Source organism: Pseudomonas sp. CJQ_9 (assembly GCF_043106615.1).
Taxonomy (GTDB): Bacteria; Pseudomonadota; Gammaproteobacteria; order Pseudomonadales; family Pseudomonadaceae; genus Aquipseudomonas; species Aquipseudomonas juntendi.
In genome coordinates this window covers 129,188-154,749 of sequence record NZ_JBICMS010000090.1, presented here as the reverse complement: position 1 = coordinate 154,749, position 25,562 = coordinate 129,188, and the positions used below count along the sequence as shown (strand labels likewise).

Annotated in this window: 23 protein-coding genes; 11 read left to right on the top strand and 12 right to left on the bottom strand. The window is 64.1% G+C overall.

Annotation, left to right across the window (positions count from 1 at the left end):
• Positions 1-84 precede the first annotated feature (84 nt).
• Genes ACF8SD_RS18330 through ACF8SD_RS18320 form a run of 3 tightly spaced genes read left to right on the top strand, consistent with a single transcriptional unit; the run spans position 85 to position 2,713 of the window.
• The gene (locus ACF8SD_RS18330; protein ID WP_054882076.1) at positions 85-867 is read left to right on the top strand and encodes a sulfite exporter TauE/SafE family protein; all 783 of its coding nucleotides are present in this window, start codon (positions 85-87) and stop codon (positions 865-867) included.
• A 16-nt stretch (positions 868-883) separates the two neighbouring features.
• Positions 884-1,690: a prolipoprotein diacylglyceryl transferase gene (gene lgt / locus ACF8SD_RS18325; protein WP_009685084.1), complete on the top strand. Its 807-nt coding sequence runs from the start codon at positions 884-886 to the stop codon at positions 1,688-1,690.
• A 51-nt stretch (positions 1,691-1,741) separates the two neighbouring features.
• Positions 1,742-2,713 (top strand): thymidylate synthase, encoded by a 972-nt coding sequence (locus ACF8SD_RS18320; protein ID WP_392483497.1) that lies wholly within the window; start codon positions 1,742-1,744, stop codon positions 2,711-2,713.
• 191 nt (positions 2,714-2,904) lie between these two features.
• Here the strand turns inward: ACF8SD_RS18320 and cadR are convergent, their stop codons facing one another.
• Entirely contained in the window at positions 2,905-3,348 is a 444-nt protein-coding gene (cadR, locus tag ACF8SD_RS18315) for a cadmium resistance transcriptional regulator CadR (RefSeq protein ID WP_173891452.1), read from the bottom strand.
• Between the two features lie 82 nt (positions 3,349-3,430).
• On the opposite strand from cadR, the gene ACF8SD_RS18310 reads away from it, so the two are divergent.
• Positions 3,431-5,689 carry a heavy metal translocating P-type ATPase gene (locus ACF8SD_RS18310; RefSeq protein WP_392483498.1) on the top strand — a complete coding sequence of 753 codons (2,259 nt, stop codon included), beginning with the start codon at positions 3,431-3,433 and terminating at the stop codon, positions 5,687-5,689.
• Positions 5,690-5,733: 44 nt separating this feature from the next.
• On the opposite strand, the gene ACF8SD_RS18305 is transcribed toward ACF8SD_RS18310, so the two are convergent.
• Entirely contained in the window at positions 5,734-7,098 is a 1,365-nt protein-coding gene (locus ACF8SD_RS18305) for a GTPase/DUF3482 domain-containing protein (protein WP_173891450.1), read from the bottom strand.
• Positions 7,091-8,482, bottom strand: coding sequence for a DUF2868 domain-containing protein (locus ACF8SD_RS18300; RefSeq protein ID WP_392483500.1), 1,392 nt, complete (start codon positions 8,480-8,482; stop codon positions 7,091-7,093). Before ACF8SD_RS18300 ends, ACF8SD_RS18305 begins: the two co-directional genes overlap by 8 nt.
• Before the next feature lie 54 nt (positions 8,483-8,536).
• Here ACF8SD_RS18300 and ACF8SD_RS18295 point away from each other — a divergent pair, with 54 nt between their 5' ends.
• On the top strand, positions 8,537-9,052 hold the full coding sequence (locus tag ACF8SD_RS18295; protein ID WP_029887255.1) for a dihydrofolate reductase: 516 nt from the start codon (positions 8,537-8,539) through the stop codon (positions 9,050-9,052).
• A 163-nt stretch (positions 9,053-9,215) separates the two neighbouring features.
• Here ACF8SD_RS18295 and ACF8SD_RS18290 read toward each other — a convergent pair whose 3' ends face one another.
• Positions 9,216-10,607: an L-cystine transporter gene (locus ACF8SD_RS18290; RefSeq protein WP_392483502.1), complete on the bottom strand. Its 1,392-nt coding sequence runs from the start codon at positions 10,605-10,607 to the stop codon at positions 9,216-9,218.
• Between the two features lie 244 nt (positions 10,608-10,851).
• Between ACF8SD_RS18290 and ACF8SD_RS18285 the strand changes: the two genes are divergently transcribed.
• A complete protein-coding gene (locus tag ACF8SD_RS18285; RefSeq protein ID WP_173891446.1) occupies positions 10,852-11,907 on the top strand; it encodes a haloacid dehalogenase-like hydrolase in 1,056 nt (351 codons plus the stop codon).
• Between the two features lie 174 nt (positions 11,908-12,081).
• On the opposite strand, the gene ilvD is transcribed toward ACF8SD_RS18285, so the two are convergent.
• Positions 12,082-13,923, bottom strand: a complete 1,842-nt coding sequence (gene ilvD / locus ACF8SD_RS18280; RefSeq protein ID WP_009683363.1) for a dihydroxy-acid dehydratase — start codon at positions 13,921-13,923, stop codon at positions 12,082-12,084.
• Positions 13,924-14,400: 477 nt separating this feature from the next.
• Between ilvD and ACF8SD_RS18275 the strand changes: the two genes are divergently transcribed.
• Positions 14,401-15,057, top strand: a complete 657-nt coding sequence (locus tag ACF8SD_RS18275; RefSeq protein ID WP_173891445.1) for a magnesium transporter — start codon at positions 14,401-14,403, stop codon at positions 15,055-15,057.
• A 38-nt stretch (positions 15,058-15,095) separates the two neighbouring features.
• Here the strand turns inward: ACF8SD_RS18275 and ACF8SD_RS18270 are convergent, their stop codons facing one another.
• Positions 15,096-16,292 (bottom strand): class I SAM-dependent rRNA methyltransferase, encoded by a 1,197-nt coding sequence (locus ACF8SD_RS18270; RefSeq protein ID WP_054906221.1) that lies wholly within the window; start codon positions 16,290-16,292, stop codon positions 15,096-15,098.
• Positions 16,293-16,470: 178 nt separating this feature from the next.
• Between ACF8SD_RS18270 and ACF8SD_RS18265 the strand changes: the two genes are divergently transcribed.
• Together ACF8SD_RS18265 and mutM are read left to right on the top strand one after the other, a co-directional pair.
• On the top strand, positions 16,471-17,289 hold the full coding sequence (locus ACF8SD_RS18265) for an HDOD domain-containing protein (protein WP_173891759.1): 819 nt from the start codon (positions 16,471-16,473) through the stop codon (positions 17,287-17,289).
• A gap of 3 nt (positions 17,290-17,292) precedes the next feature.
• Complete coding sequence (mutM, locus tag ACF8SD_RS18260) at positions 17,293-18,105, top strand: bifunctional DNA-formamidopyrimidine glycosylase/DNA-(apurinic or apyrimidinic site) lyase (RefSeq protein WP_173891444.1); 813 nt, start codon at positions 17,293-17,295, stop codon at positions 18,103-18,105.
• 196 nt (positions 18,106-18,301) lie between these two features.
• Here mutM and ACF8SD_RS18255 read toward each other — a convergent pair whose 3' ends face one another.
• The 5 genes from ACF8SD_RS18255 to ACF8SD_RS18235 form a co-directional block, all read right to left on the bottom strand.
• Positions 18,302-18,553: a YfhL family 4Fe-4S dicluster ferredoxin gene (locus ACF8SD_RS18255; protein WP_009683359.1), complete on the bottom strand. Its 252-nt coding sequence runs from the start codon at positions 18,551-18,553 to the stop codon at positions 18,302-18,304.
• 102 nt (positions 18,554-18,655) lie between these two features.
• Complete coding sequence (coaD, locus tag ACF8SD_RS18250) at positions 18,656-19,141, bottom strand: pantetheine-phosphate adenylyltransferase (RefSeq protein WP_173891443.1); 486 nt, start codon at positions 19,139-19,141, stop codon at positions 18,656-18,658.
• 112 nt (positions 19,142-19,253) lie between these two features.
• Positions 19,254-20,852 carry a GMC family oxidoreductase N-terminal domain-containing protein gene (locus ACF8SD_RS18245; protein WP_392483505.1) on the bottom strand — a complete coding sequence of 533 codons (1,599 nt, stop codon included), beginning with the start codon at positions 20,850-20,852 and terminating at the stop codon, positions 19,254-19,256.
• Positions 20,853-20,872: 20 nt separating this feature from the next.
• A complete protein-coding gene (locus ACF8SD_RS18240; RefSeq protein WP_115294992.1) occupies positions 20,873-21,358 on the bottom strand; it encodes a twin-arginine translocation pathway signal protein in 486 nt (161 codons plus the stop codon).
• A gap of 10 nt (positions 21,359-21,368) precedes the next feature.
• Positions 21,369-22,790, bottom strand: coding sequence for a coniferyl aldehyde dehydrogenase (locus ACF8SD_RS18235; protein WP_173891441.1), 1,422 nt, complete (start codon positions 22,788-22,790; stop codon positions 21,369-21,371).
• A 151-nt stretch (positions 22,791-22,941) separates the two neighbouring features.
• On the opposite strand from ACF8SD_RS18235, the gene ACF8SD_RS18230 reads away from it, so the two are divergent.
• Together ACF8SD_RS18230 and ACF8SD_RS18225 are read left to right on the top strand one after the other, a co-directional pair.
• On the top strand, positions 22,942-23,607 hold the full coding sequence (locus tag ACF8SD_RS18230) for a TetR/AcrR family transcriptional regulator (RefSeq protein ID WP_173891440.1): 666 nt from the start codon (positions 22,942-22,944) through the stop codon (positions 23,605-23,607).
• A 48-nt stretch (positions 23,608-23,655) separates the two neighbouring features.
• A complete protein-coding gene (locus ACF8SD_RS18225; RefSeq protein WP_173891439.1) occupies positions 23,656-24,510 on the top strand; it encodes a sulfurtransferase in 855 nt (284 codons plus the stop codon).
• Positions 24,511-24,531: 21 nt separating this feature from the next.
• On the opposite strand, the gene ACF8SD_RS18220 is transcribed toward ACF8SD_RS18225, so the two are convergent.
• On the bottom strand, positions 24,532-25,524 hold the full coding sequence (locus tag ACF8SD_RS18220; RefSeq protein WP_392483506.1) for a hydrolase: 993 nt from the start codon (positions 25,522-25,524) through the stop codon (positions 24,532-24,534).
• Positions 25,525-25,562: the final 38 nt, after the last annotated feature.

Genomic DNA, 25,562 nt, shown 5'->3' with positions numbered 1-25,562 from the left:
CAGGATCCATCCTGACACAGACTTCACTAGAGCCTCGAACCCGGCTTCCGTTACCATGCCGGATTGATTTCTCGGGGATGCCGAATGGAATTCGTGCTCTATCTGCTGTTGGGCGCCTGTGCCGGCGTGCTGGCGGGGCTGTTCGGCGTGGGCGGCGGCATCATCATCGTGCCGGTGCTGGTGTTCAGCTTCACCCTGCAGGGTTTTGACGCCTCGGTACTGACCCACTTGGCGGTGGGTACTTCGTTGGCGACCATCGTGTTCACCTCGATCAATGCCGTGCTCGAACACCACCGCAAGGGTGCGGTGCAATGGCCGATATTCGCCTGGATGACCCTGGGCATCCTCCTGGGGGCCGGTGTCGGCGCCAAGACCGCCTCGCTGATCCAGGGCCCGCTCCTGCAAAAGATCATTGGTGTCTTCGCACTGGTCATCGCCGCGCAAATGGCCCTGGACCTCAAGCCCAAGGCCAGCCATGGTGTGCCTGGTAAGCCTGTGCTGGTTGGCGCGGGTGGGGTGATCGGTTGGGCCTCGGCCATTTTCGGCATTGGGGGTGGCTCGCTGACCGTGCCTTTCCTGACCTCGCGCAGCCTGCCCATGCAACAGGCAGTGGCCACATCTTCTGCCTGCGGCCTGCCGATCGCCATGGCCAGTGCCTTGAGCTTCATGCTGCTAGGTTGGCATGAGCAGCACTTGCCGCCCCACAGCCTGGGTTACGTGTACCTGCCGGCGCTGGTCGGCATTGCCGTGACCAGCATGTTTTTCGCCCGCTTTGGCGCGCGCCTGGCGCACAAGCTGTCGCCGCGCCTGTTGAAACGCCTGTTCGCAGCCCTGCTGTTCTGTGTTGGTCTCAGCTTTTTGATTTGAATCGAGAGGAAGTTCCATGCTGCCTTACCCGCAGATAGACCCCGTGGCCGTGGCCATTGGCCCGCTGAAAATTCACTGGTACGGCCTGATGTACCTGATCGGCATCGGTGGCGCCTGGTTGCTGGCCTCGCGTAGGCTGAACCGTTTCGACCCGACCTGGACCCGTGAAAAGCTCTCCGACCTGGTGTTCTGGTTGTCGATGGGGGTAATCGTCGGTGGCCGCCTGGGCTACGTGCTGTTCTACGACCTGCACGCCTACCTGGCCAACCCGACCTTGATCTTCGAGGTGTGGAAGGGTGGCATGTCGTTCCACGGCGGCTTCATTGGGGTGATGCTGGCAGCCCTGTGGTTCGGCAAGCGCAACAACAAGTCGTTCTTCGAGCTGATGGACTTTGTCGCGCCGCTGGTGCCGATCGGGCTGGGCGCCGGGCGTATCGGCAACTTCATCAACGCCGAATTGTGGGGCAAGCCGACCGACGTGCCGTGGGCGATGATCTTCCCGCCCTTCAGCGACCCCGCGCAACTGCCGCGCCACCCGTCGCAGCTCTATCAATTTGCGCTGGAAGGCGTGGCTCTGTTCGTGATCCTCTGGCTGTTCTCGCGCAAGCCGCGGCCGACCATGGCCGTGTCCGGGATGTTCGCGCTGTTCTACGGCATTTTCCGTTTCATCGTCGAGTTCGTTCGCGTACCGGACGCCCAGCTGGGCTATCTGGCGTGGGGCTGGCTGACCATGGGTCAGATTCTCTGCGTGCCGATGATCCTTGCTGGCCTCGGCCTGATCTGGTGGGCTTATAATCGCAAGCCCACGGCGAATCCCGCCTGATTAATCCCACGGCAGGGGCGATCCCCCTGCCGTATCTGCTACAGGTAAGCCATGAAACAGTATCTGGACCTGGTCCGCGACGTTATCGAAAACGGCACGCTGCAGGGCAACCGCACCGGCATCCGCACCATCAGCCTGCCGGGTGCGATGCTGCGTTTCGACCTGCAGAAGGGCTTCCCGGCCATTACCACGCGCAAGCTGGCGTTCAAGTCGGCGATCGGCGAGATGGTCGGCTTCCTGCGCGGCGTGAAGAACGCCGGTGAGTTCCGCGAGCTGGGCTGCAAGGTGTGGGACCAGAATGCCAACGAAAACGCCCAGTGGTTGGCCAACCCGTTCCGCCAGGGCCATGATGACCTTGGTGAAATATATGGCGTGCAGTGGCGCCAGTGGCCTGGCTACAAGCGCATCCCGCTGGGCAACCCCGCCGCTATCGCCATGGCCGAGCAGGCGGGCTTCCGCCGTATTGCTCAGGACGAGGAAGACGGTGTCTCCTTCGTCATCCTGTACAAGGCTATCGATCAGGTGCGCCAGTGCCTGGACACCATCGCCAACGACCCGGGCAGCCGGCGCATCCTGTTCCACGGCTGGAACTGCGCGCAGCTGGACGAGATGGCGCTGCCGCCGTGCCACCTGCTGTACCAGTTCCACCCGAATGTCGAGACCAGGGAAATCTCCCTGACGCTTTACATCCGTTCCAACGACCTGGGTCTGGGTACACCGTTCAACCTTACCGAAGGTGCGGCGCTGCTGGCCCTGTTCGGCCGCCTGACCGGGTACACCCCGCGCTGGTTCACCTACTTTATCGGCGATGCCCACGTCTATGAAAACCACCTGGACATGCTTAACGAGCAGCTCAAGCGCGAGCCGCTGGAAGCGCCGAAGCTGGTGATCAGTGACCGGGTGCCGGCGTTTGCCGAAACGGGCAAGTACGAGCCCGAGTGGCTGGAGAAGATCGAGCCGAGTGATTTCTGGCTGGAAGGCTATGAGCACCATGCGCCGATGACAGCGCCGATGGCGGTGTAGGTCCTGGGATGGCCGGGGGCGCTTTGCGCCCCTTTCGCGACACAAGGCCACTCGTACATCTGCAGCGTGAGCTTGAAGCCAGCACCCTAACCAGCGGGAGCGGGCGTGCCCGCGAAGCAGGCGACGCGGTGGCTGGCACCGGCTTTGCCGGTGTTCGCGGCTGAAGCCGCTCCTACGGGAGATCGTGTTCCTCAATGCCCGTGGCTGCGGCCCACGTGCGAGCGCTCGGTCTCTGGCACCGTTACCGCACCATTGGTCTCCAGTTGCTGCAAGATCGCGCATTCTGCCCCCTGTGCGCTGCAGCGAAGGCGCAATTCCACCAACTGCGCCTGCAACGCTACCAGCCCGTCGATGCGCGCCTGCACATGCTCGATATGCTCGTCGATCAGCGCGTTGACGCTGCCGCACGCGTCACCCGGGCTGTCGCGCAGGCTTAGCAGGCTGCGGATTTCATCGAGGGTCATGTCCAGCGTGCGGCAATTGCGAATGAACGTCAGCCGCTCGACATGCGCCTGGGTGTAGAGGCGGTAGTTGCCGTCGCTGCGCGCAGGTGCGGGTAGCAGGTTTTCCCGCTCGTAATAGCGGATGGTTTCTACCGCACAGTCAGTGGCTTTGGCCAGTTCACCGATCTTCATTACCAAATTCCCCGCTAATGGCTTGACCCTATAGTGGCTACAGGGTGTTCACTTGGCAACAGGCTCACTTTAAGGACCCCCCATGAACCAGCCTGTCAGCCACGATCACAAGCACGGTCACCGCCACGATCATGCCCATGGCGAAGACGACCATGGCCATGCTGCCCATGGGCACAGCTGCTGCAGTGCCGAAGCTGCGCCGGCGCTGGTGCAGTTGAGCGAGCAGGCCAGTGGCCACGCGCGCCTCAGCCGCTTCCGCATCGAGGCCATGGACTGCCCCACCGAGCAGACCTTGATCCAGGACAAGCTCGGCAAGCTGGCTGGCGTCGAGCAATTGGAATTCAACCTGATCAACCGCGTGCTTGGCGTGCGCCACACCTTGGGTGGTACCGCCGAAATCGAGCGGGCTATCGACAGCCTGGGCATGAAAGCCGAGCCGCTGGGCGTTGAAGACGACGGCAGCGCCAGCGCATCGGCACCGGCGAAAACCCGTTGGTGGCCGCTGGCGTTGGCGGGTACTGCGGCAATCGCCGCGGAAATCGTGCACTTCTCTGCGCTTGCACCGGAGTGGGTGGTGGCCGCGCTGGCACTCGCAGCCATACTCGGCTGCGGTTTGGGCACCTACAAAAAGGGCTGGATTGCCCTGAAGAACCTCAACCTCAACATCAACGCCCTGATGAGCATCGCCGTCACGGGTGCGGTATTGATCGGGCAGTGGCCGGAGGCAGCCATGGTGATGGTGCTGTTCACCATCGCCGAGCTGATCGAGGCCCGCTCGCTAGACCGTGCGCGCAATGCCATCCGCGGCCTGATGCAACTGACGCCGGACATGGCGACGGTGCAGCAGGCCGATGGCCAGTGGCGTGAAGTGCCAGTGCGCGAGGTAGCCATCGGTGCACAGGTGCGGGTGCGCCCTGGCGAGCGCATTGGCCTGGACGGTGAAGTGCTCAGTGGGCAATCCAGCGTCGATCAGGCGCCGATCACCGGTGAAAGCCTGCCCGTGGAGAAGGCGGTCGGCGACAAGTTGTTTGCCGGCACCATCAACCAGGCAGGGGCGCTGGAGTTTCGCGTGACCGCTACTGCCGGGCAATCGACCCTGGCCCGGATCATCAAGGCTGTGGAGCAGGCGCAAGGGGCACGGGCGCCGACCCAGCGCTTCGTCGACCGCTTCTCGCGCATCTACACGCCGGTAGTGTTCGCCATCGCCTTGGCCGTGGCGGTGGTGCCGCCGCTGTTCATGGCAAGTGCCTGGTTCGATTGGGTGTACCGCGCCTTGGTGCTGCTGGTGGTGGCGTGCCCGTGCGCCCTGGTGATCTCCACCCCGGTGACCATCGTCAGTGGCCTGGCCGCCGCTGCGCGCAAGGGTATTCTGGTCAAGGGGGGCATCTACCTGGAAGGCGGCCGCCACCTGGACTTCCTGGCCCTGGACAAAACCGGCACCATCACCCATGGCAAACCTGCCCAGACCGACGCCGAGGTGCTGGCGCCGCTGTTCGAAGGCCGCGCCCAGGCCTTGGCCGCCAGCCTGGGCGAGCGTTCGGACCACCCGGTGTCGCGAGCCATCGCCCAGTTCGGCAGGCAGCAAGGCTTGGCCTTGAGCGAGGTCGATGACTTTGCCGCCCTGGCCGGGCGGGGCGTGCGTGGCACCATCGACGGCCAGGTCTACCACTTGGGCAATCACCGCCTGGTCGAGGAGCTGGGGCTGTGTTCGCCAGAGTTGGAGGCCCGCCTGGATGGGCTGGAGCGCCAGGGCAAGACCGTGGTCCTGCTACTCGACCGCAGCGGCCCGCTGGCGCTGTTTGCAGTGGCCGACACAGTCAAGGAAAGCAGCCGTCAGGCGATCGCCGAACTGCATGAGCTGGGCATCAAGACGGTGATGCTGACCGGTGACAACCCGCACACCGCGCAGGCCATTGCCGCCGTGGTAGGCATCGACCGCGCCGAGGGCAACCTGCTGCCGGCCGACAAACTGCAAAGCATTGAAGCCTTGTACGCCCAGGGCCACCGGGTGGGTATGGTCGGTGACGGCATCAACGATGCGCCGGCACTGGCCCGTGCCGAGATCGGTTTCGCCATGGCCGCGGCCGGCACCGATACCGCCATCGAAACCGCCGATGTGGCGCTGATGGACGATGACTTGCGGAAAATCCCGGCCTTCGTTCGGCTGTCGCGGCAAAGCGGGGCGATCCTGCTGCAGAACATCGTCCTGGCGCTGGGTATCAAGGCCATATTCCTGGCGATCACCTTTGCCGGCATGGCCACCCTGTGGATGGCGGTATTTGCCGACATGGGCGTGAGCCTTCTGGTGGTGTTCAACGGTTTGCGCCTGCTGCGCAAGTAAAGGCCTGCCTGGTGCGTATGGGGCGGTTCAGGTTCGCCGCCCGTTCAAAACTGAGACACCAGCGCCTCCAGCTGTTCCTGGCGCTCGGCCTGGTTCAGCTTCGCCCCCGGGTTCAGGGTGGACCACTGTGGATGCGCCCGCGCCCTGACAAGTGCCTCTGGCAGCTTGCCCTCACGCCAGGCCTTTTCATCCAGCTCACCCAGCCTGATGCTGTCCTGCGCTGCATGCCCGCGGTTATCCAGGGCCACCATCAACTGCTGCTGACGCAAGGCCAGCAAGCGCAACACGGTATCGTCCACGGTCAACTCGCGCTTGCCCTTGAGTTTGCCCAGCAAGCGCGCACCATAGTTGCGCGCCGTCTGCAGCGCACCGCCGGCCAGCGCCCCTGCCAGTGCCGCTGCCCCCAGGGTAAGCCCGCCAACCAGCAAGTCGACCCCGGCACCTGCCGCTGCGCCGGCGGCTACGCCGCTGCCCAGGCGTACGCCCAGCAGCTTCAAGGTTTCGGGGTTGAACAGGTCATCCCCCCAACGCCCATCCAGCAGCGGCAGGTCGCTGGCGTGGGCATCGTCGCGGCGGAAGGCATACAGCTTGAGCAGGGCTTCGACACACCGTTGCTCACGCTGACGAATATCCTGGCGCAGCGCTTCGATGGCCCGGGCTTCGGCCGCCGGTTCGGCGTCGACGCTGCGCCGGCAGGCAGCACAGTCCAGCAGCAGTTCGGCAATCAGGCGCTTGCCGCTGTGCTGGCGGGCCAGGCGTTGGGCCTGCTGGTCGTCGATCAGCCGTTGCAAGGCCGGGCGGGCGCTTTCCAGCAGCAGGGCCAGGCTTTCGTACAGGCGGCGTTCGCCGTCCTCGGGTGGGGCTACGCTGTCGAACCGTACCAACGCGTGAAGGCCAAGCCGGGCAAGGGCTTCGCGCCATTGCGCCTCGCGGTGTTGGTGGCTGGCGACAAAGTTGAGCACTGGCAACAGTGGCTTGCCGCAACTGGCCAGCACCTCCAGTTCGTCGCGGTACTTGGCCAGCACTGGCTCGCGCGCATCGATCACATACAAGCCGGCGTCGCTGGCCAGCAATTGGCGCAGCACCTTGGCTTCCTGCTCGAAACGCTGGCGCGCTTCGCTGCCTTGCAGGAAACGCTCGAGGCGGGCAGGGCCGTCCAGGCGCTCGCCCGGGCGCTCCAGCCGCTCCAGGTAGTCGAGCAAGGCGATGGCGTCCTCCAACCCTGGCGTGTCGTAAAGCTCCAGTAACGGTTCGCCGTCCACCGACAGCCGCGCGCCTTCGACATGGCGAGTGGTGCTGGGGCGGTGGGACACCTCGCCGAAGCTCACGTCGCGGGTCAGGGTGCGCAGCAGCGAGGTCTTGCCAACGTTGGTGTGGCCGACCACGGCCAATTTCAGCGGCTCAGTCATGGCCATGCTCCAGCCAGGTCAGCGGTGAGGTGTCGGCATAGGGCAGGCCCAGCCGCTCGAGGGCTTCATGCCAGTCGCCCAGGCGCCGAGCGTCCAGCGCCTGGCCGGGTGCTGCCTGCAGCAGCCAGACCCTTGTGGCGCCAGCATTGCGTGCCAGGTCGGCGAGCAGCGCCAGGCTGCCACGGTCGGGGGAACGGCGCGGGTCACAGGCGATGGCCAGGCGTGCCGGCGCAAAGCGGCTGAGTTGCTCGAGCAGGCGGTTGCGCGACTCGCGGCTGTCGAGCACGCCGGCATCGGTCACGCTTGGGGGCAGGCGGGGTGGCCAGGGCCGCTGGTCGTCCAGTTCCAGGCCCACCAGCAGGGCGCCGCTGCTGGCGCTTTGCAACTGCTCGGCGGCGAACCCTGGCAACGCTTCGGGGGCCGCGTCCTGCACGCCGATGCGCTCGCTGCGCGGCATCAGCGCTTCGCGCAGTTGGGCGTAACCCGGCAGGCTCAGGTCCAGGGTCAGGCGCTGACGACCCTGGCGCCAGCGCCACAGGCACAACCCGGCCAGCAGCGCGCGCGGCAGCAGGCCGTATACCAGCACCACGCCGAGCAGCCAGCTGGCCCAGGCCTGGCGCGCCACATCGAGGGCCGGCTGGCTGTCGCCACTGGCGCGGATCATGGCCTCGTCGGGCACGGTAAAGCCCAGCAGCGAAGGCAGCGCGCCCAGCGCCTGGGTAAGTTGGATGAACGGGTCGGCAGCGAGCAGGGTGGTTTCCCACACGAAGCCATAGCGACGGGTGGCCAGTAGAGCCAGCAGCATGCCCAGTGCGCAGAGCATCGCCAGCAGCCACAGGCTGTGTACCAGCAGGCCCAGCAGCCAGCGGTTGAGGCGCTGGCGCTGCAGCAGTACCAGCAGTGCCGGGGCCAGGTGCGCGGCCTTGGCGTCGCGGGCGAAGCGCTCACTCAGCCATAGCCACAAACGGCCCAACCCCGCCCCGTGTTCGCCACTGAGGGCAAAACCAATGGCCCAGCCCAGCAGCGTCAGCAGGTTCAGCCCCAGCAGGCTGCCCAACGCCCAGAATACGTTGACCGGGCGCTGGCCGTCGCCAAGCGCCGCCAGGGCCAGGCCTGCGCCGCTGAGCACGGCTAGCAGCAGCAGGGCCAGCAACGCCAGGCGTGCCCCCTGCTTCCAGTGGCGCAGGGCAGTGGCCATGCCGTCGCGTTCGGCCAGGAACAGCGCCCGGCTTTCGATGCGCGTCGCCAGGTCGCCACCGCGCTGGCGCGCATGACGGTTGGCGGCCTGGTCTTCCAGCAGGCCGGCGTGTTCTTCGCGCAGGCGGACCGCTTCGGTCAGCCAGCGTTTGTCCAGTGGAGTCGGTGCGGTCACAAGGTCTTCCATTGCACAGGTCAGGGCAGAAGCATAACCCACACGCCCGGTGCTATCCTCGCTGGCATGAATACATCACTCCCCCTTAGCCTGATCGCGGCTCACGCCGAGAACCGTGTGATCGGCATCGACAACTCCATGCCCTGGCATCTGCCGGGGGATTTCAAGTACTTCAAGGCCACTACCCTGGGCAAGCCGATCATCATGGGGCGCAAGACCTGGGACTCACTGGGCCGGCCGCTGCCCGGGCGGTTGAATATCGTGGTCAGCCGGCAGCCTGGGCTGCAGCTGCAGGGCGCCGAAGTCTTCGGCTCGCTGGAGCAGGCGCTGGTGCGGGCCGAACAGTGGGCGCGCGAAAAAGGCGTCGATGAGCTGATGCTGATTGGCGGGGCGCAGCTCTATGGGCAGGCGCTGGAGAAAGGGCTGGTCAGCCGCATGTACCTGACGCGGGTGGAATTAGCGCCAGAGGGGGATGCCTGGTTTCCCGAGTTCGACCAGGGGCAGTGGAAGCTGGTGTCGAGCGAGGCACAGGGTGAAGAAGGCAAGCCTGGGTATCACTTCGAGGTTTGGGACAGGGTTTGAGATTTCTGGGGGCCGCGTTGCGGCCCATCGCCGGCAAGCCAGCGCCCACCGAGACGATGCAAAGCTTGAGATCTGCCCGGTACCTGTGGGAGCTGGCTTGCCGGCGATGAGGCCAGCCCAGGCAATACAAGACAGTTGCTCCCACAGGGGCCGCAGCAATCTGTCAGGTATGGCTCAGCTCGGCGTGTTCATCGTCGGCCAGCACGTTCTTGTCGGTCTCTTTCAGCAACTGGCTGGTGACCACGCCCGCGGTCATCGAGCCATTCACGTTCAACGCGGTACGGCCCATGTCGATCAGCGGCTCGACCGAAATCAGCAACGCCACCAGTTCCACCGGCAAGCCCATGGCCGGCAACACGATCAGCGCGGCGAAGGTGGCGCCGCCGCCCACGCCGGCAACCCCCGCCGAACTCAGCGTGACGATGGCCACCAGGGTGGCGATCCACAGCGGGTCGAAGGTATCGATGCCAACCGCAGGCGCGACCATGACCGCCAGCATGGCGGGGTAGAGCCCCGCACAGCCGTTCTGGCCGATGGTGGTGCCGAACGAGGCGCTGAAGCTGGCGATCGACTGCGGCACACCCAGGCGGCGGGTTTGCGCTTCGATGTTCAGCGGAATGCTGGCTGCGCTGGAACGGCTGGTGAAGGCGAAGGTGAGCACCGGCCACACCTTGCGGAAGAAACGCAGCGGGCTGACGCCGGTGGCGGCCAGGATGATGCCGTGAACCACGAACATCACGGCCAGGCCCAGGTAGGACACCACCACGAAGCTGCCCAGCTTGAGGATGTCTTCCATGTTCGAACTGGCTACCACCTTGGTCATCAGGGCCAGCACGCCATATGGGGTCAGTTTCATCACCACCCGCACCAGGCGCATGACCCAGGCTTGCAGGGTGTCGATGGCCGACAGCGCACGTGCGCCTTTCTCCGCGTCGTCCTTGATCAGTTGCAGGGCGGCCAGGCCGACGAACACGGCGAAAATCACCACGCTGATGATCGACGTCGGCTTGGCCCGCGCCAGGTCGCCTACCGGGTTGCTGGGGATGAACGACAACAGCAACTGCGGGATATTGAGGTCGGCGACCTTGCCCGCATAGTCGCTGTGGATAACCTGCATGCGGGCGCTCTCCTGGGCGCCGGCCACGAGGCCTTCGGCGCTGAGGCCGAACAGGTTGGTCAGCACGATGCCGATCAACGCGGCAATGGCTGTGGTCAGCAGCAGGGTGCCAATACTCAGCACGCTGATACGGCCCAGCGACGATGCGTTGTGCAGGCGCGCCACGGCACTGAGGATCGAGGCGAAGATCAGTGGCATGACGATCATCTGCAAGAGGCCCACATAGCCATTGCCCACCAGGTCGAGCCAGGTGATGGTGGCCTTGAGCACGGGGTGACCGGCGCCATACACGGTGTGTAGAGCCAGACCGAAGAGTACCCCCAGCGCCAGGCCCAGCAAGACCTTCTTGGCCAGGCTCCAGTCGGTGCGGCGGGTTTGTGCCAGGCCCAGCAACAGGGCCAGGAATGCCAGCAGGTTGAGTGACAGCGGCAGATTCATTGAAGCTCCAGCAGAGAAAGCAAAAGGTGGCATCGCCTCTGTGAGCGATTGCGAACGGAAATGCTAACAGCCTGAAAACAAACGACTTTATACCCAAATGGAATGTGCATAGTCGTTTATGGAATAACGCTATGTCGCAAATTGCAATGAACACGGCGTTTACTGCTGCCTGAACGTCGGTGTGGACTGCCGCCCATCGGTCGGGTTGCACTAGCGTTGGTAGATCATTTCAGGAGATTCGTACATGAAAGTCGCCGTGAAAGCTGCCGCTATCGGCTTGTCCCTGCTGTTCAGTATCGAAACCTTCGCCACCGAGCTCAAGCACTGGCCTGCCGAGGCGGCCAGGCAGCTCGACAGCATGATCGCTGCCAATGCCAACAAAGGTAACTATGCGGTGTTCGACATGGACAACACCAGTTACCGCTATGACCTGGAAGAAGCCTTGCTGCCGTTCATGGAAAACAAAGGGTTGCTGAGCCGTGACAAGCTCGACCCGTCGCTGAAGCTGATACCGTTCAAGGACACCGCCGAGCACAAGGAAAGCCTGTTCAGCTACTACTACCGGTTGTGCGAAATCGACGACATGGTGTGCTACCCGTGGGTCGCCCAGGTGTTTTCCGGCTTCACCCTCAAGGCGTTGAAGGTGCAGGTGGACGAACTGATGGCTTCGACCCAGCCGATTCCCAGCACCTATTACGATGGCGACCAGGTGAAGGCGATCGACGTGCAGCCGCCCAAGGTATTCAAGGGCCAGGCCGAGCTGTACAACAAGCTGATGGAAAACGGCATCGAGGTCTATGTGATTTCGGCCGCCTCTGAAGAGTTGGTGCGCATGGTGGCCTCGGACCCCAAATACGGCTACAACGTGAAGCCGCAGAATGTGATTGGCGTGAGCCTGTTGCTCAAGGACCGCGCCAATGGCCAGTTGACCACCGCGCGCAAGCAGATCAGTGCCGGGCACTACGACGCCAAAGCCAACGAAGGGCTGGAACTGACCCCGTACCTGTGGACCCCGGCCACCTGGATGGCGGGCAAGCAGGCGGCGATCCTTACTTACATCGATGAGTGGAAGAAGCCGGTGCTGGTGGGCGGCGACACGCCAACCAGTGATGGCTACATGCAGTTTCATGGGGTAGACGTCGGCAAGGGCGGTATCCACCTGTGGATCAACCGCAAGGCCAAGTACATGGACCAGTTGAACGGCATGATTGCCAAACATGCAGCGGCGCAGGCCAAAGAAGGGTTGCCGGTGACGGCGGACAAGAACTGGGTGGTTGTGACGCCGGAGCAGATCCAGTAAGGCTTGTGTAGAGTGGGCCGGCCTCTTCGCGGGCTCGCCCGCTCCCACTTGCATTGCATGACTTTCAGATGCTGTGCGGTCCCTGTGGGAGCGGGCGAGCCCGCGAAGAGCCCGGTGCAGGCATAAAAAAACCGGCGCACAATGCGCCGGTTTTCCATTCATGCTATCGAAGCCTTACAGCCCTTCGAGCATCGCCTTGTTACGTACAGCACCCTTGTCGGCACTGGTGGCCAGCAACGCATAAGCCTTCAGTGCGGTGGTCACCTTGCGCGGGCGGACTTCAGCCGGTTTCCAGCCTTTCTTGTCCTGCTCTACACGGCGCGCAGCCAGCTCTTCATCACTGACGAGCAGGTTGATCGAACGGTTGGGGATGTCGATCAGTACCTTGTCACCGTCGCGCACCAGGCCGATAGCGCCGCCTGCAGCAGCCTCCGGCGAAGCGTGGCCGATGGAAAGGCCCGAGGTGCCACCCGAGAAGCGGCCGTCGGTCAGCAGGGCGCAGGCCTTGCCTAGGCCTTTGGACTTCAGGTACGAGGTCGGGTAGAGCATTTCCTGCATGCCCGGGCCACCTTTCGGGCCTTCGTAGCGGATGATCACGATGTCGCCGGCCTTCACTTCGTCGGCGAGGATGCCGCGCACGGCACTGTCCTGGCTTTCGAAGATCTTCGCGGTACCTTCAAACACGTGGATCGACTCGTCGACACCGGCGGTCTTCACCACGCAACCATCCAGCGCGATGTTGCCGTACAGCACGGCCAGGCCGCCTTCTTGCGAATAGGCGTGCTCGAAGCTGCGGATGCAGCCGTTCTCGCGGTCGTCATCGAGGGTTTCCCAGCGGGTCGACTGGCTGAATGCGGTCTGGGTCGGGATCCCGGCAGGGCCGGCCTTGAAGAAGGTGTGCACGGCTTCGTCGTCAGTCTGGGTGATGTCCCATTTGGCGATGGCTTCTTCCATGCTGCGGCTGTGCACGGTCGGCAGGTCGGTGTGCAGCAGGCCGCCACGGGCCAGCGAACCGAGGATGCTGAAGATGCCGCCAGCGCGGTGCACGTCTTCCATGTGGTACTTCTGGATGTTGGGCGCCACTTTGCACAGCTGCGGCACTTTGCGCGACAGGCGGTCGATGTCGCGCAGGTCGAAGGCTACCTCGCCTTCCTGAGCAGCGGCCAGCAGGTGCAGGATGGTATTGGTCGAGCCGCCCATGGCGATGTCGAGCATCATGGCGTTCTCGAACGCCTTGAAGTTGGCGATGCTGCGTGGCAGTACCGATTCGTCGTTCTCGCCGTAGTAGCGTTTGCACAGTTCGACGATGGTGCGCCCGGCCGTCAGGAACAGCTGCTCGCGGTCCGAGTGGGTGGCCAGGGTCGAGCCGTTGCCCGGCAGGGCCAGGCCCAGGGCTTCGGTCAGGCAGTTCATCGAGTTGGCGGTGAACATGCCGGAGCACGAACCGCAGGTCGGGCAGGCGCTGCGCTCGTACTCGGCGACTTTCTCGTCGGATGCGCTGGAGTCGGCGGCGATGACCATGGCGTCGACCAGGTCCAGGCCGTGGCTGGCCAGCTTGGTCTTGCCGGCTTCCATCGGGCCGCCCGAGACGAAGATCACCGGGATGTTCAGGCGCAGGGCGGCCATCAGCATGCCAGGGGTGATCTTGTCGCAGTTGGAGATGCACACAATGGCATCGGCGCAGTGGGCGTTGACCATGTATTCCACGGCGTCGGCAATGATCTCGCGGCTGGGCAGCGAGTACAGCATGCCGTCGTGGCCCATGGCGATGCCGTCGTCGACCGCGATGGTGTTGAATTCCTTGGCTACGCCACCGGCGCGTTCGATTTCGCGCGCGACCAGCTGGCCCAGGTCCTTCAGGTGCACGTGGCCGGGGACGAACTGGGTGAACGAGTTGGCGATGGCGATGATCGGTTTCTTGAAGTCTTCGTCCTTCATGCCGGTGGCGCGCCACAGGGCACGGGCGCCGGCCATGTTGCGGCCCTGGGTGGAAGTCTTGGAACGGTAATCAGGCATGAAACACTCCTGGCGGCTGAATCAGGTCACGTAAAGGGAAGTGAGCTTCTGTGGTCCTTTGCGCCGCAGGCCGGTTGCCACTGGCACGGATGAGGCCGAAGACACCACGGGATCGCCGCGTGCTTGGCCAGAGCTCATAAACCCGCCGGGGATGACTGGCGATGAATAGGCCGATTCTACACCGCTGGCGCGGCGAGGGAATGGCGATGTGTCTGGACGGTGGCTTTGGCCTAAACGGTCGATGTTTGTAGGACGCTTCTGAAAGGGTGCCGAAGGGGCTGACCGGCCTACCCCGCCTGGCTATCATTCGGCCGCCGCATGTGCGGTATCACGAGATATCCCTCAATGGACCTTCCCAGTAACCGGTTCATCACGAACCTGCTATCTGGCACTGAGCGCGTCGCCGCCAGGGCCGCCGAAGGCTTGAGCTCGCGAGGCTGAAGTCCCAGGCGCCTGGGTCGGCGCCTGGAGAATTGCATGCAACAGCAAATCGACAAGAACCTCCTTCAGCCGGACGCCCACGCAGCCCTTGAGGCGCAGCGGCGCGAGGCGACCGAAGACTTCCACAAAGGCGCTTCGATCACCAACCACATTGGCAATCTTCGGGACGCAACCCTCGGGCTGCTTTACCGCAAGCGCGTGCTGTGGCTGGTGGTGCTGGTATTTGGCAACCTGTTTTCCGGTGCAGGCATTGCGGCCTTTGAAGAGACCATCGCTGCGAACATTGCCTTGGTGTTCTTCCTGCCGTTGTTGGTAGACAGCGGCGGCAATGCCGGCGCCCAGTCTGCGACGTTGATGGTGCGGGGGCTAGCCACGGGTGAGGTGGGCATGCGCGATTGGTGGCGCATGCTCGGGCGTGAGTTCGGCGTGGCTTTGGCATTGGGGGCAACCATGGCCGTTGCCGTGGCGTCGCTGGGGGTACTGCGCGGCGGGCCACAGATTGCGCTGATTGTAGCCAGCAGCATGGTGGTGATCGTGCTGGTCGGCAGCATGATCGGCATGAGCCTGCCGTTTCTGCTCAGCCGTTTCAAGCTGGACCCGGCAACGGCCAGTGGGCCACTGATCACTTCGATTGCCGATGCGGCGGGGGTACTGGTTTATTTCGGGATCGCGACGCAGGTCCTGGATATCTGATACGAGCCTGGGGGCATCATGCCCCCGGCCCTCACTGATCAGCTGTTGGGCAGCAACCGGCAGGTGATGCTCTTGATGTAGCGGGTTTCGGCAATGGCCGGGTGCACCGGGTGGTCGGGGCCCTGGCCGCCGCGCTCGAGCAGCTGCAGGTTGCGGTCCAGGTGGCGGGCGCTGGTCAGCAGAATGTTGTGCAGGTCGTCCTCGGGCAGGTGCATGGAGCACGAGGCGCTGACCAGGATGCCGTCCTTGCTCAGCATGCGCATGGCCTGTTCGTTCAGCCGGCGGTAGGCGGCCTCGCCGTTCTTCAGGTCTTTCTTGCGCTTGATGAAAGCGGGTGGGTCGGCAATGATCACGTCGAAGCGTTCTTCGGCAGCCTTCAGTTCGCGCAGGGCTTCGAACACATCGCCTTCGATGCAAGTCAGCTTTTCGCTGATGCCGTTCAGCGCGGCGTTACGCTCCACGCCATCCAGGGCAAAGCCCGAGGCATCGACGCAGAACACTTCGCTGGCGCCGAAAGCACCGGCCTGCACGCCCCAGCCACCGATGTAGCTGAACAGGTCGAGCACACGCTTGCCCTTGACGTACGGCGCCAGGCGCGCACGGTTCATGCGGTGGTCGTAGAACCAGCCGGTCTTCTGGCCTTCACGCACCGGAGCTTCGAACTTGACGCCGTTCTCTTCCAGCGGCACCCAGTCCGGCACCTCGCCGTAGACGGTCTCGACATAGCGCTGCAAGCCTTCGGCGTCGCGGGCGGCGGAATCGTTCTTGAACAGGATGCCGCTGGGTTTGAGTACTTGCACCAGGGCAGCGATCACGTCGTCCTTGTGCGCTTCCATGGTGGCCGAGGCCAGCTGCACCACGAGGATGTCGAAGAAGCGGTCGACCACCAGCCCTGGCAGCAGGTCGGAATCGCCATAGACCAAGCGGTAGCACGGCTGGTCGAACAGGCGCTCGCGCAGCGACAGGGCGACGTTGAGGCGGTGCACCAGCAGCGACTTGTCCAGCGGCAGCTTGATGTCGCGCGACAGCAGGCGTGCGCAGATCAGGTTATTCGGGCTGAGTGCGACGATGCCCAACGGTTTGCCGTTGGCCGCCTCGAGAATGGCCTGCTGGCCGGCCTGGAAGCCTTGCAGTGGGGTCGCGCTGACATCGACTTCGTTGCTGTAGACCCACAGGTGGCCGGCGCGCAGGCGGCGGTCGGCATTGGCTTTGAGGCGAAGGCTGGGCAGGGACATGACGTCGCTCCGGGAAAAAAGAGCGGGATTATACCCTGTTGGCCGGTACTTCGGTTCGAGGTACGACAAAGCGCCGGCACCGCCACCTGGGTTAGAATTCCTCGTCCTAAACGAGTGTGCACGTATGTCCCAAGAACTCAGCGCCGAACAGATCCAGCAAGCCTTGCAAGGCATCACCATCCCGCCGCAACCGCAGATCATGGTTGACCTGCAGTTCGAGCAGTACATGCCTGACCCGGACCTGGAAACCATCGCCAAGTTGATTTCCCAGGACCCAGGCCTGTCCGGCGCCCTGCTCAAGCTGGTCAATTCGCCGCATTTTGGCCTGTCCAACAAGATCGGTTCGATCCAGCGCGCAGTGAACCTGCTGGGCAGCCGTTCGATCATCAACCTGATCAATGCCCAGTCGATCAAAGGCGAGATGAGCGACGAGACCATCGTCACCCTCAACCGCTTCTGGGATACCGCCCAGGATGTGGCGATGACCTGCCTGACCCTGGCCAAGCGCACCGGTATCCAGCCCGCAGACGAGGCCTACACCCTGGGCCTGTTCCACGACTGTGGCGTGCCGTTGATGCTCAAGCGCTTCCCCAACTACATGGAGGTGCTGGAAGAAGCCTATGCCAAGGCCAGCGGCGAAACGCGGGTGGTGGATACCGAAAACCGCGCCTTCAATACCAACCATTCGGTGGTCGGCTACTTCACCGCCAAGTCCTGGCGCCTGCCGGAGCACCTCACTGCCGCCATCGCCAACCACCACAATGCCCTGGCAGTGTTCCGCGACGACACCGCGCGCAACACCCAGAGCCAGCTGAAAAACCTGCTGGCGGTGCTGAAGATGGCCGAGCATATCTGTGCCTCTTACCGGGTGCTGGGCAATCAGGCAGTCGACCACGAATGGCGTGTGGTCGGCCCGCTGGTGCTCGATTACATTGGCCTGTCGGATTACGATTTCGAAAACCTCAAGCAGAACATTCGTGAGTTAGGCGGGCACTGACACATGCCGGAATTACCCGAAGTAGAGACCACCCGGCGCGGTATTGCGCCGCACCTGGAAGGCCAGCGCGTCAGCCGCGTGGTGGTGCGTGACCGGCGCTTGCGCTGGCCCATTCCCGAAGACCTCGATGTGCGCCTGTCGGGGCAGCGCATCGTCACTGTCGAACGGCGCGCCAAGTACCTGCTGATCAATGCCGAAGTCGGCACCCTGATCAGCCATCTGGGCATGTCGGGCAACTTGCGCCTGGTCGAGCAGGGCTTGCCGGCGGCCAAGCATGAGCATGTCGATATCGAGCTGGAGTCGGGGCTGATGCTGCGCTACACCGACCCTCGCCGTTTTGGTGCCATGCTCTGGAGCCAGGACCCGTTGCGCCACGAGCTGCTGCTGCGCCTGGGGCCGGAGCCGCTGACCGACCTGTTCGACGGCGAGCGGCTGTACCAGCTGTCCCGTGGGCGCTCGATGGCGGTCAAGCCGTTCATCATGGATAACGCGGTGGTGGTGGGGGTGGGCAACATCTACGCCAGCGAGGCGCTGTTCGCTGCCGGCATCGATCCACGCCGCGCGGCCGGGGGGATTTCCCGGGCGCGTTACCTGAAGCTGGCGATCGAGATCAAGCGGGTACTGGCGGCGGCGATCGAGCAGGGCGGTACCACCTTGCGCGATTTCATCGGCGGTGACGGGCAGCCGGGGTACTTCCAGCAGACCCTGTTCGTGTACGGGCGGGCTGGGCAGCCGTGCAAGGTATGCGGTACGGAGCTGCGCGAAGTGAAACTGGGGCAGCGGGCGAGCGTGTTCTGCCCACGCTGCCAGCGCTGAGGCTACAGGTGATTGCCGTCCTGTAGGAGCGGCCTTGTGTCGCGATGGGGTGCGAAGCGCCCCCAAAATTTCAGCGTTTGCGCAGAAACCAGCATTTGCGCAGAAACTTCGGCTTTTGCGCAGAAACCGCCGGGGCCGCTGTGCGGCCCATCGCGACGCAAGGCCGCTCCTACAGAAACCGCGCAGGGCTGAGGGTTCAGGCCTTGCCGGTAATACGCCGGTACTTGGCCATCAATTGCTCTTCGGTTTCCGGGTGCGCCTCATCCAGCGGGATGCAATCGACCGGGCAGACCTGCTGGCACTGCGGCTCGTCGTAATGACCCACGCACTGGGTGCACAGGTTGGGGTCGATCACGTAGATCTCTTCGCCTTGGGAGATGGCCTCGTTCGGGCACTCGGGTTCGCAGACGTCGCAATTGATGCAATCGTCGGTAATGATCAGGGACATGGGGACTCCGGCCGGGGCTCAGCGCCCGGGCATGTTCAACGCAATGGGCACAATTGTGCCGCATTCGCGCCCGCAGTGCACGCGGGCGCGACAATCAGGCGGTCAGGCTTGTTTCTTGAAACGCTCGGTCAGTGCCTCGGCCACCGCAGGGTGGACGAATTTGCTGATATCACCGCCCAATGCGGCGATTTCCCGGACCAGGGTCGAGGAAATGAACGAATAGCGTTCCGAAGGCGTCAGGAACAGGCTCTCCACATCGGGTGCCAGTTGCCGGTTCATGTTCGCCAACTGGAACTCGTATTCGAAGTCGGAAACCGCACGCAGGCCGCGCAGCAACACATTGGCGCCCTGTTCCTTGGCGAAATGCGCCAGCAGCGAAGAGAAGCCGATGACTTCGACATTGGGCAGGTGCTTGGTGACCTCACGGGCGAGCGCGACACGTTGCTCCAGCGGGAACAGCGGGTTTTTCTTCGGGCTGGCCGCCACTGCGATGATCACGTGGTCGAACAGGCGCGAAGCACGCTCGACCAGGTCGCCGTGGCCTCTGGTAATGGGGTCGAAAGTACCCGGGTACAACACTCGGTTCATCGCGTCATCCTGGCTGGAGTGCGTTGGGGAGTCGGATGGTAGCGCAGCGACGGCGCCCCGGCCAAGTCATGCGGCCGGCTGATGGCACTATAGACAGGGCATGTATTCGTTGTCATGCGTTGTGTGCCAGGCGGGTAGCCAACGCTTCACTGAGCCTGGCGCTGATGGCATACACCGACAGCTGTGGGTTGGCGCCGATGCTGGTGGGGAACAGCGAGCCGTCGTGAACCGACAGGTTTTCCAGCTGGTGATGGCGCCCCAGGCTGTCGCACACCGCCTGGCGCGGGTCTTCGCCCATGGCGCAGCCACCCATCACATGGGCGCTGCCCAGGCGCGCACGGAAGGGCTCCAGCGGTAGACGGTCGATCATGGCCAAGGCCTGTTCCAGGCTGGCAGCGCCGCTGGCATCGCTGTGCACCGGGGTTACCTCGACCGCGCCGGCGGCGAACTGGACCTGCGCCATGCTGCGGTAGGCGCGCCGCAAGCCGTCACGCAGGTAGTCGCTGACCGGGTAATCGAGCACGGGGGAGCCGTCACCGCGCAGTTCAAGGCTGCCGCCCTGGCTTTGCGGGTGAAACCCGTCGCGCAGCAAGGCCAGCATGACATGGGTGTTGGGCAATTCGGCCATGCGTCGGGCATTGTCCTGGCCATGGCCACCCAGCAGGGTGCTGGCCAAGGCCGGGTGCAGCGGCGGTACTTCAAGCTTGTAGCCTACCGGCCCCTCTGTGCCGTGCTGCCACTGGAAATGGTCGCTGTAGATCGACTGCGGCGCGCCGTAGTAGGGGTCGATGCGTTCGTTGAAGCGTGCGGCGCTGAAGTTGACTAGGTGCAGGAAGGTGCGTTTGCCCAGGCGGCCATACGGGTCAGGGGCGTTGGAGCGCAGCAGCAGGGCCGGGCTGTTGATGCCGCCGCCTGCGAGGATGTAATGGCGCGCGTGTACTGTCACTTGCCGACCTGTCGGTAGGATGCCTTGCGTATCCAGGGCCTGGCAGGTCAGGTGTTGGATGCGCTCGCCGTTGTGGCTGAAGCGCTCGGCCCGGGCCAGGTAAAGCAGCTCGCCGCCTTGTTCGAGGGTGGCGGGAATGCGCGTCACCAGCATCGATTGCTTGGCATTCACCGGGCAACCCATGCCGCAGTAACCCAGGTTCCAGCAGCCGCGCACGTTGCGCGGGATGACTGCCCAGCGATAACCCAGTTGTTCGCAGCCACGGCGCAGCACGTCGTTGTTGGCATTCGGTGGCATGGCCCAGGGTGTGATACCCAGCTCCAGCTCCATGCGCTCGAACCAAGGGCGCAGCTCATCTTCGCCGAGCCCTTGTACGCCATGGGCCGAGGCCCAGTGCGCCAGGGTCTGCGGCGGGGTGCGAAAGCTCGACGTCCAGTTCACCAGCGTGGTGCCGCCTACGGCACGGCCTTGCAGGATGGTAATGGCGCCATCCTTGCTCATGCGTCCCAGGCCCTCCTGATAGAGGCTGGCATAGGCTTCGTGCTCCAGCAGCTTGAAGTCGCTGCTGGTCTTCAACGGGCCTTCTTCGATCAGCAATACCTTGAAGCCCGCGGCGCTGAGCAGCTGTGCGCTGGTGGCGCCGCCGGCACCGCTGCCGATCACGGCGATATCGGCGTGCAGTTGCAGGTCGTGTTCCAGGCGTGAGGCGTCGTGGGTGTTCCACCCGCGGTCGAGGCCTTGGCGAAACGGGTCAGGCACAGGCATTGGCGATGCTCTTGTCGTGTTCAGATTTTCGGTGGGCCGGGGTAACCGCAGGCGGCCCAGGACTCGGGGCGCTCGTACCAGGCCATTTGCAGCAGTTGCAGCAGCGAGGCATGGCCCATGCGCAGCAGGTTCAGCGAGCTGCCCTGCCAGCGCTGCAGGAAAGCCTCGACCTGGGCGGGCGCGGCCTGGGCCCAGGCACCCCAGATGCCGGTCAGTGGGCCGCGGGTCAGCGGCAGGCTGAGCACGTCGAACAATTGCCGGGTGAGTTTGAGCATCTCCGGCGACAGCGCTGCCAGCTTGTAATCGAGGCTGCGCAGTACCAGCGTATCGGTGGCCAGCGTGCCGCTGAGCACCACCGGTATCAGCGCGCGCAACAGTGGCAGGTCATCGTGGCGCAGCGCCTGAAACCCCGGCGCGGCCGTTTGTGCGCTGCAGCCCACCAGGCTGGCACCGGCCAGGAAGGTGCTTGCGGCAACGCTGAAACGTAGCAGGTCGCGACGGTGCATGGCCCGGGCCTCAGCGGATGAACAACTTGTAGACCAGGCGCTGCAGGGCTTTGCCGTAAGGCGGGTAAATCAGCCGTGCGGCGTTGAAGCGTTGCTTGGCCAGTACCGCCTTGGCCTTGCTGAAGGTCAGGAAGCCTTCATGGCCGTGATAGTGCCCCATGCCCGAGGGGCCTATGCCACCGAACGGCAGGTCGTCCTGAGCCACATGCAGCAAGGTATCGTTCAGGCATACCCCGCCGGAATGGCTGTGTTGCAACACCTGTTGCTGTTCGCCGCCGTCGTAGCCGAAGTAGTACAACGCCAAGGGCCGCGGGCGCTGGTTGATGTAGGCCAGTGCGTCATCGAGCGTGTCGTAGGGCACCAGCGGCAGCAGCGGGCCGAATATTTCGTCCTGCATGACCTGCATGGTGTCGTTCACCTTGGTCAGCACGTGTGGCGGCAGGCGCCGCCCCTGGCGTTTCTCGTGGGCGTACAGGTCGGTCACCTGCGCACCTTTGCCGCGCGCGTCCTGCAGCAAGTGCTCAAGGCGTGCCAGTTGCCGGGGATTGATGATGGCGCTGTAGTCAGGGTTGTCGGCAATGCGAGGGTACATGCGCCGTACGGCGGTGCCGTAGGCATCGGCGAAAGCATTCAGGCGCTCGCGCGGCACCAGCACGTAGTCGGGGGCGACGCAGGTCTGGCCGGCGTTGAGCGTCTTGCCGAAGGCGATGCGCTCGGCGGCTGTTTTCAACGGTACGCTGGCCGATACGATGGCCGGGGATTTGCCGCCCAGTTCCAGGGTCACCGGCGTTAGGTTTTGCGCGGCCGCCAGCATGACCTGGCGGCCTATGCTGGTGGCACCGGTGAACAGCAAATGATCGAACGGCAGGCGAGCGAACGCCTGGCCGACCTCGACCTCGCCAAGCACTACACTGACCAGGTCTTCCGGAAACACCCGTTGCAGCAGGGCTTGTAGGGCTTGGCCAGTAGCCGGGGTGGCCTCGCTGAGCTTGAGCATGACCCGGTTGCCAGCGGCCAGGGCACAGGTGAGCGGGCCGATGGCGAGAAACAACGGGTAATTCCACGGCACGATGATGCCTACAACGCCTAGCGGCTGGTAAAGCACCCGCGCGCTGGCAGGCTGGAATGCCAGCCCCACGGCCCGCCTGGATGGGCGCATCCAGCGTTGCAGGTGGCGCTCGGCATGACGTATGCCCTGCACCGAGGGCAGTAGCTCGGCCAGCAACGTTTCATCGGCGCTGCGCCCGCTGAAGTCGGCATCGATTGCTGCGATCAGCTGCTGCTGGTTGGCCAGCAGGGCCTCGCGCAAGCTTTTCAGCCACTGCCGCCGTTGTGTTGCCGGTGGCAGAGGGTTGCCGGCGAACGCCTGGCGCTGGGCGCTGAATGTTGCCTCCAGAGCGTGCACGTTAGGCAGGGCGATGGGCGAGGTCACGGCAGTCTCCTGGCTGAGCTTCAGGTTTATAGAGTCTATACTCTAACTTTTGCTTTGGCGCGAGTATTACCCTTGCACAGACCGGTGTATCAGCCGGGTGAATCGCCGTAAGATAAACCTTCATCAAAGCCTGCAGACTGGGAGCTTGAGCATGGCCCCGCGCATGAAGACCCGAGAGCGCATCGTGCAGAACAGCCTGGAGCTGTTCAACCAGCAGGGCGAGAGAAGCGTCAGTACCAACCACATTGCCGCACACATGGAAATTTCGCCTGGCAACCTGTATTACCACTTCCCTAACAAGCAGGCGATCATCGCGGTGTTGTTCAGCCAGTACGAAGAATTGGTGGACAGTTTCCTGCGCCCGCCGCAAGGGCGTGCGGCGACCGTGGATGACAAGCGGTTCTACCTCAAGGCGCTATTGGCGGCGATGTGGAACTACCGCTTCCTGCACCGCGACCTGGAGCATCTGCTGGACAGCGATGCCGAACTGGCCGCGCGCTACCGGCGTTTTTCCGAGCGCTGCCTGCGCCAGGGCCAGGCGATCTATCGCGGCTTTGTCGAGGCTGGCATCCTGGCCATGGCGCCGGCGCAGATCGAATCGCTGACCATCAACGCCTGGATCGTGCTGACCTCGTGGGTACGTTTTCTCAGCACCACCCGCGAGCACTCCGCGCACCTGGGTGAAGAAGCCTTCATGCGCGGCGTCTACCAGGTACTGGTGCTGGAGCTGGGTTTCGTCACCGACAGTGCCCGCCACGCGGTGGACGCGCTGTGCCAGGAATTTCAGGTACCGTTCCACCAGGCCCTGGAGCTGTAGCCCGGGGCGCCAGTGTCATTGCTTTGTGTCATTGATCAGGAGATTGTCATGCCCCTTGCGCAATTGATCACCCCGCAACAATTGGCCGAGCGTCTGGGCTCGCCCAAATCGGTGATCCTCGACTGCCGCTTTGCCCTTGAAGATGTCGACTATGGCCAACGCAGCTATGCGCAAGGGCACATAGCCGGTGCACATTTTGCCGACCTCGACCGCGATCTCAGCGGGCCGGTGAGCAAGGGGCGTACCGGGCGCCACCCGTTGCCCGATGCTCAGCGGCTGGTCGAGCGCTTGCGTGAGTGGGGTGTGGACAACGACAGCGAAGTGGTGCTGTACGACGACGGCCCCGGCGCCTTTGCTGCCCGTGCCTGGTGGCTGCTGGTCTGGTTGGGCAAGCGCAGCGGCGTGGCCATTCTCGACGGTGGCCTGAAGGCCTGGCATGCAGCGCACCTGCCCCTGAGCCTGGACCCTGCATCCAAGCGCCAAGGCACATTCAGCGGCGAGCCAGACCCCGCGCTGCTGATCGATGCCGACCACCTGGCCAAGCGCCTGGGCAACGCGGACCTGACCCTGCTCGATGCGCGAGCGTTGCCGCGCTTTCGCGGCGAGGCGGAGCCCATCGACCCGGTGGCAGGGCATATCCCCGGCGCGCAGTGCGCGGCGTTTACTGACAACTTGGGGCCTGACGGGCGCTTTTTGCCGGCCGATCAGCTCAGGCAGCGCTTTGCCGAAAAGCTGGCCGGGCGGGCACCGGAGCACGTGGTGTCTTATTGCGGCTCGGGGGTGACGGCGTGTCACAACCTGTTTGCGCTGGCGCTGGCAGGTTACCCGCTGGGCAAGCTGTATGCCGGGTCGTGGAGTGAGTGGATCACTGATCCGGAGCATGGGGTGGCCACTGGCGACTAGGTACGTCTGGCATGGAGCGCGTTACTGGCCCTCCACCAGCCACTGCGGAATCCGCCGTTCCAGGTAGTACCCGGGCCTGCGCAGGCTGCCATCGACAAAGCCCACATGGCCGCCGCGGCGGTGCAGCTCGAAACGGGTCTGCGGGGCCAGTTCCCGCGCGGTCGGCAAGCTGTGGCTGGACACGAACGGGTCGTCACTGGACTGAATGATCAGCGTTGGCGTGCGGTTCTGGCCAAGAAAGAAGTGGCTCGATGAGCGGCGATAGTAGTCGTGTACATCGCGAAAACCGTTCAGGGGGGCCGTGACCTTGCCGTCGAACTCCCAGAATGTGCGCAGGTTGCTCAGCTGGCCCAGGCGTTCGAGTTCGGCCAACCGGTCATGCTGGCCCTGGGCATGGAAGTGCCGCTGCTTGAGTTGTACATACGCCAGCATTTCGCGCATGAAGTGCGCCTGGTACACCTTGGAGAATCCCTGGCCGATGCGGTCTGCGCAGTGGTCCAGCCGAAACGGTACCGAGACTGCTACCGCAGCCTCCAGCTGGCTGGCGACGCCGCTTTCACCCAGGTACTTCAACAACACATTGCCGCCCAGCGAATAACCCACCGCATACAGCGGTGCCAGTGGGCGCTGGGCGCGCACGTGGCCGATGATTTCCGCCAGGTCTTCGCTGGCGCCGGAGTGATAGCTTCGGGGCAACAGGTTGGGTTCGCCCGAGCAGCCGCGCCAGTTCACCGCCACGCTGGCCCAGCCCCGCGCTTGCAGGGTTTGCTGCAAGCCCTTCACATAGGGTGAGTCAGAGGAACCGGTCAGCCCGTGCAACACCAGTACCAGCGGCGCCTGCGGCTGGTGCGGGCCATGCCAGTCCAGGTCGATGAAGTCGCCATCAGCCAGCCACAGGCGCTCGCGGTTGCGCGCAAGCGCTGGCAGCTTGCGCCACAGGGGGCCCCACAATGTTTGCAGATGCGGGTTGGACAGGCCGATGGCCGGACGGAAAGGGGCGCTGAGGCTAGGCATGCTGGGCGACTCGTGATGTGCCGGCCTAGAGTGCCACG

Excerpts from the sequence above, each read along its gene's own strand:
- ACF8SD_RS18255 (WP_009683359.1), bottom strand. The coding sequence starts at position 18,553 with ATGTCCCTGATCATTACCGACGATTGCATCAATTGCGACGTCTGCGAA.
- lgt (WP_009685084.1), top strand. The coding sequence starts at position 884 with ATGCTGCCTTACCCGCAGATAGACCCCGTGGCCGTGGCCATTGGCCCG.
- ACF8SD_RS18290 (WP_392483502.1), bottom strand. The coding sequence starts at position 10,607 with ATGAATCTGCCGCTGTCACTCAACCTGCTGGCATTCCTGGCCCTGTTG.
- ACF8SD_RS18240 (WP_115294992.1), bottom strand. The coding sequence starts at position 21,358 with ATGCACCGTCGCGACCTGCTACGTTTCAGCGTTGCCGCAAGCACCTTC.
- ACF8SD_RS18275 (WP_173891445.1), top strand. The coding sequence starts at position 14,401 with ATGCAACAGCAAATCGACAAGAACCTCCTTCAGCCGGACGCCCACGCA.
- ACF8SD_RS18225 (WP_173891439.1), top strand. The coding sequence starts at position 23,656 with ATGCCCCTTGCGCAATTGATCACCCCGCAACAATTGGCCGAGCGTCTG.
- ACF8SD_RS18320 (WP_392483497.1), top strand. The coding sequence starts at position 1,742 with ATGAAACAGTATCTGGACCTGGTCCGCGACGTTATCGAAAACGGCACG.
- ACF8SD_RS18310 (WP_392483498.1), top strand. The coding sequence starts at position 3,431 with ATGAACCAGCCTGTCAGCCACGATCACAAGCACGGTCACCGCCACGAT.
- ACF8SD_RS18245 (WP_392483505.1), bottom strand. The coding sequence starts at position 20,852 with ATGCCTGTGCCTGACCCGTTTCGCCAAGGCCTCGACCGCGGGTGGAAC.
- cadR (WP_173891452.1), bottom strand. The coding sequence starts at position 3,348 with ATGAAGATCGGTGAACTGGCCAAAGCCACTGACTGTGCGGTAGAAACC.
- ACF8SD_RS18230 (WP_173891440.1), top strand. The coding sequence starts at position 22,942 with ATGGCCCCGCGCATGAAGACCCGAGAGCGCATCGTGCAGAACAGCCTG.
- coaD (WP_173891443.1), bottom strand. The coding sequence starts at position 19,141 with ATGAACCGAGTGTTGTACCCGGGTACTTTCGACCCCATTACCAGAGGC.
- ACF8SD_RS18220 (WP_392483506.1), bottom strand. The coding sequence starts at position 25,524 with ATGCCTAGCCTCAGCGCCCCTTTCCGTCCGGCCATCGGCCTGTCCAAC.
- ilvD (WP_009683363.1), bottom strand. The coding sequence starts at position 13,923 with ATGCCTGATTACCGTTCCAAGACTTCCACCCAGGGCCGCAACATGGCC.
- mutM (WP_173891444.1), top strand. The coding sequence starts at position 17,293 with ATGCCGGAATTACCCGAAGTAGAGACCACCCGGCGCGGTATTGCGCCG.
- ACF8SD_RS18330 (WP_054882076.1), top strand. The coding sequence starts at position 85 with ATGGAATTCGTGCTCTATCTGCTGTTGGGCGCCTGTGCCGGCGTGCTG.
- ACF8SD_RS18285 (WP_173891446.1), top strand. The coding sequence starts at position 10,852 with ATGAAAGTCGCCGTGAAAGCTGCCGCTATCGGCTTGTCCCTGCTGTTC.
- ACF8SD_RS18300 (WP_392483500.1), bottom strand. The coding sequence starts at position 8,482 with ATGGAAGACCTTGTGACCGCACCGACTCCACTGGACAAACGCTGGCTG.
- ACF8SD_RS18305 (WP_173891450.1), bottom strand. The coding sequence starts at position 7,098 with ATGACTGAGCCGCTGAAATTGGCCGTGGTCGGCCACACCAACGTTGGC.
- ACF8SD_RS18295 (WP_029887255.1), top strand. The coding sequence starts at position 8,537 with ATGAATACATCACTCCCCCTTAGCCTGATCGCGGCTCACGCCGAGAAC.
- ACF8SD_RS18270 (WP_054906221.1), bottom strand. The coding sequence starts at position 16,292 with ATGTCCCTGCCCAGCCTTCGCCTCAAAGCCAATGCCGACCGCCGCCTG.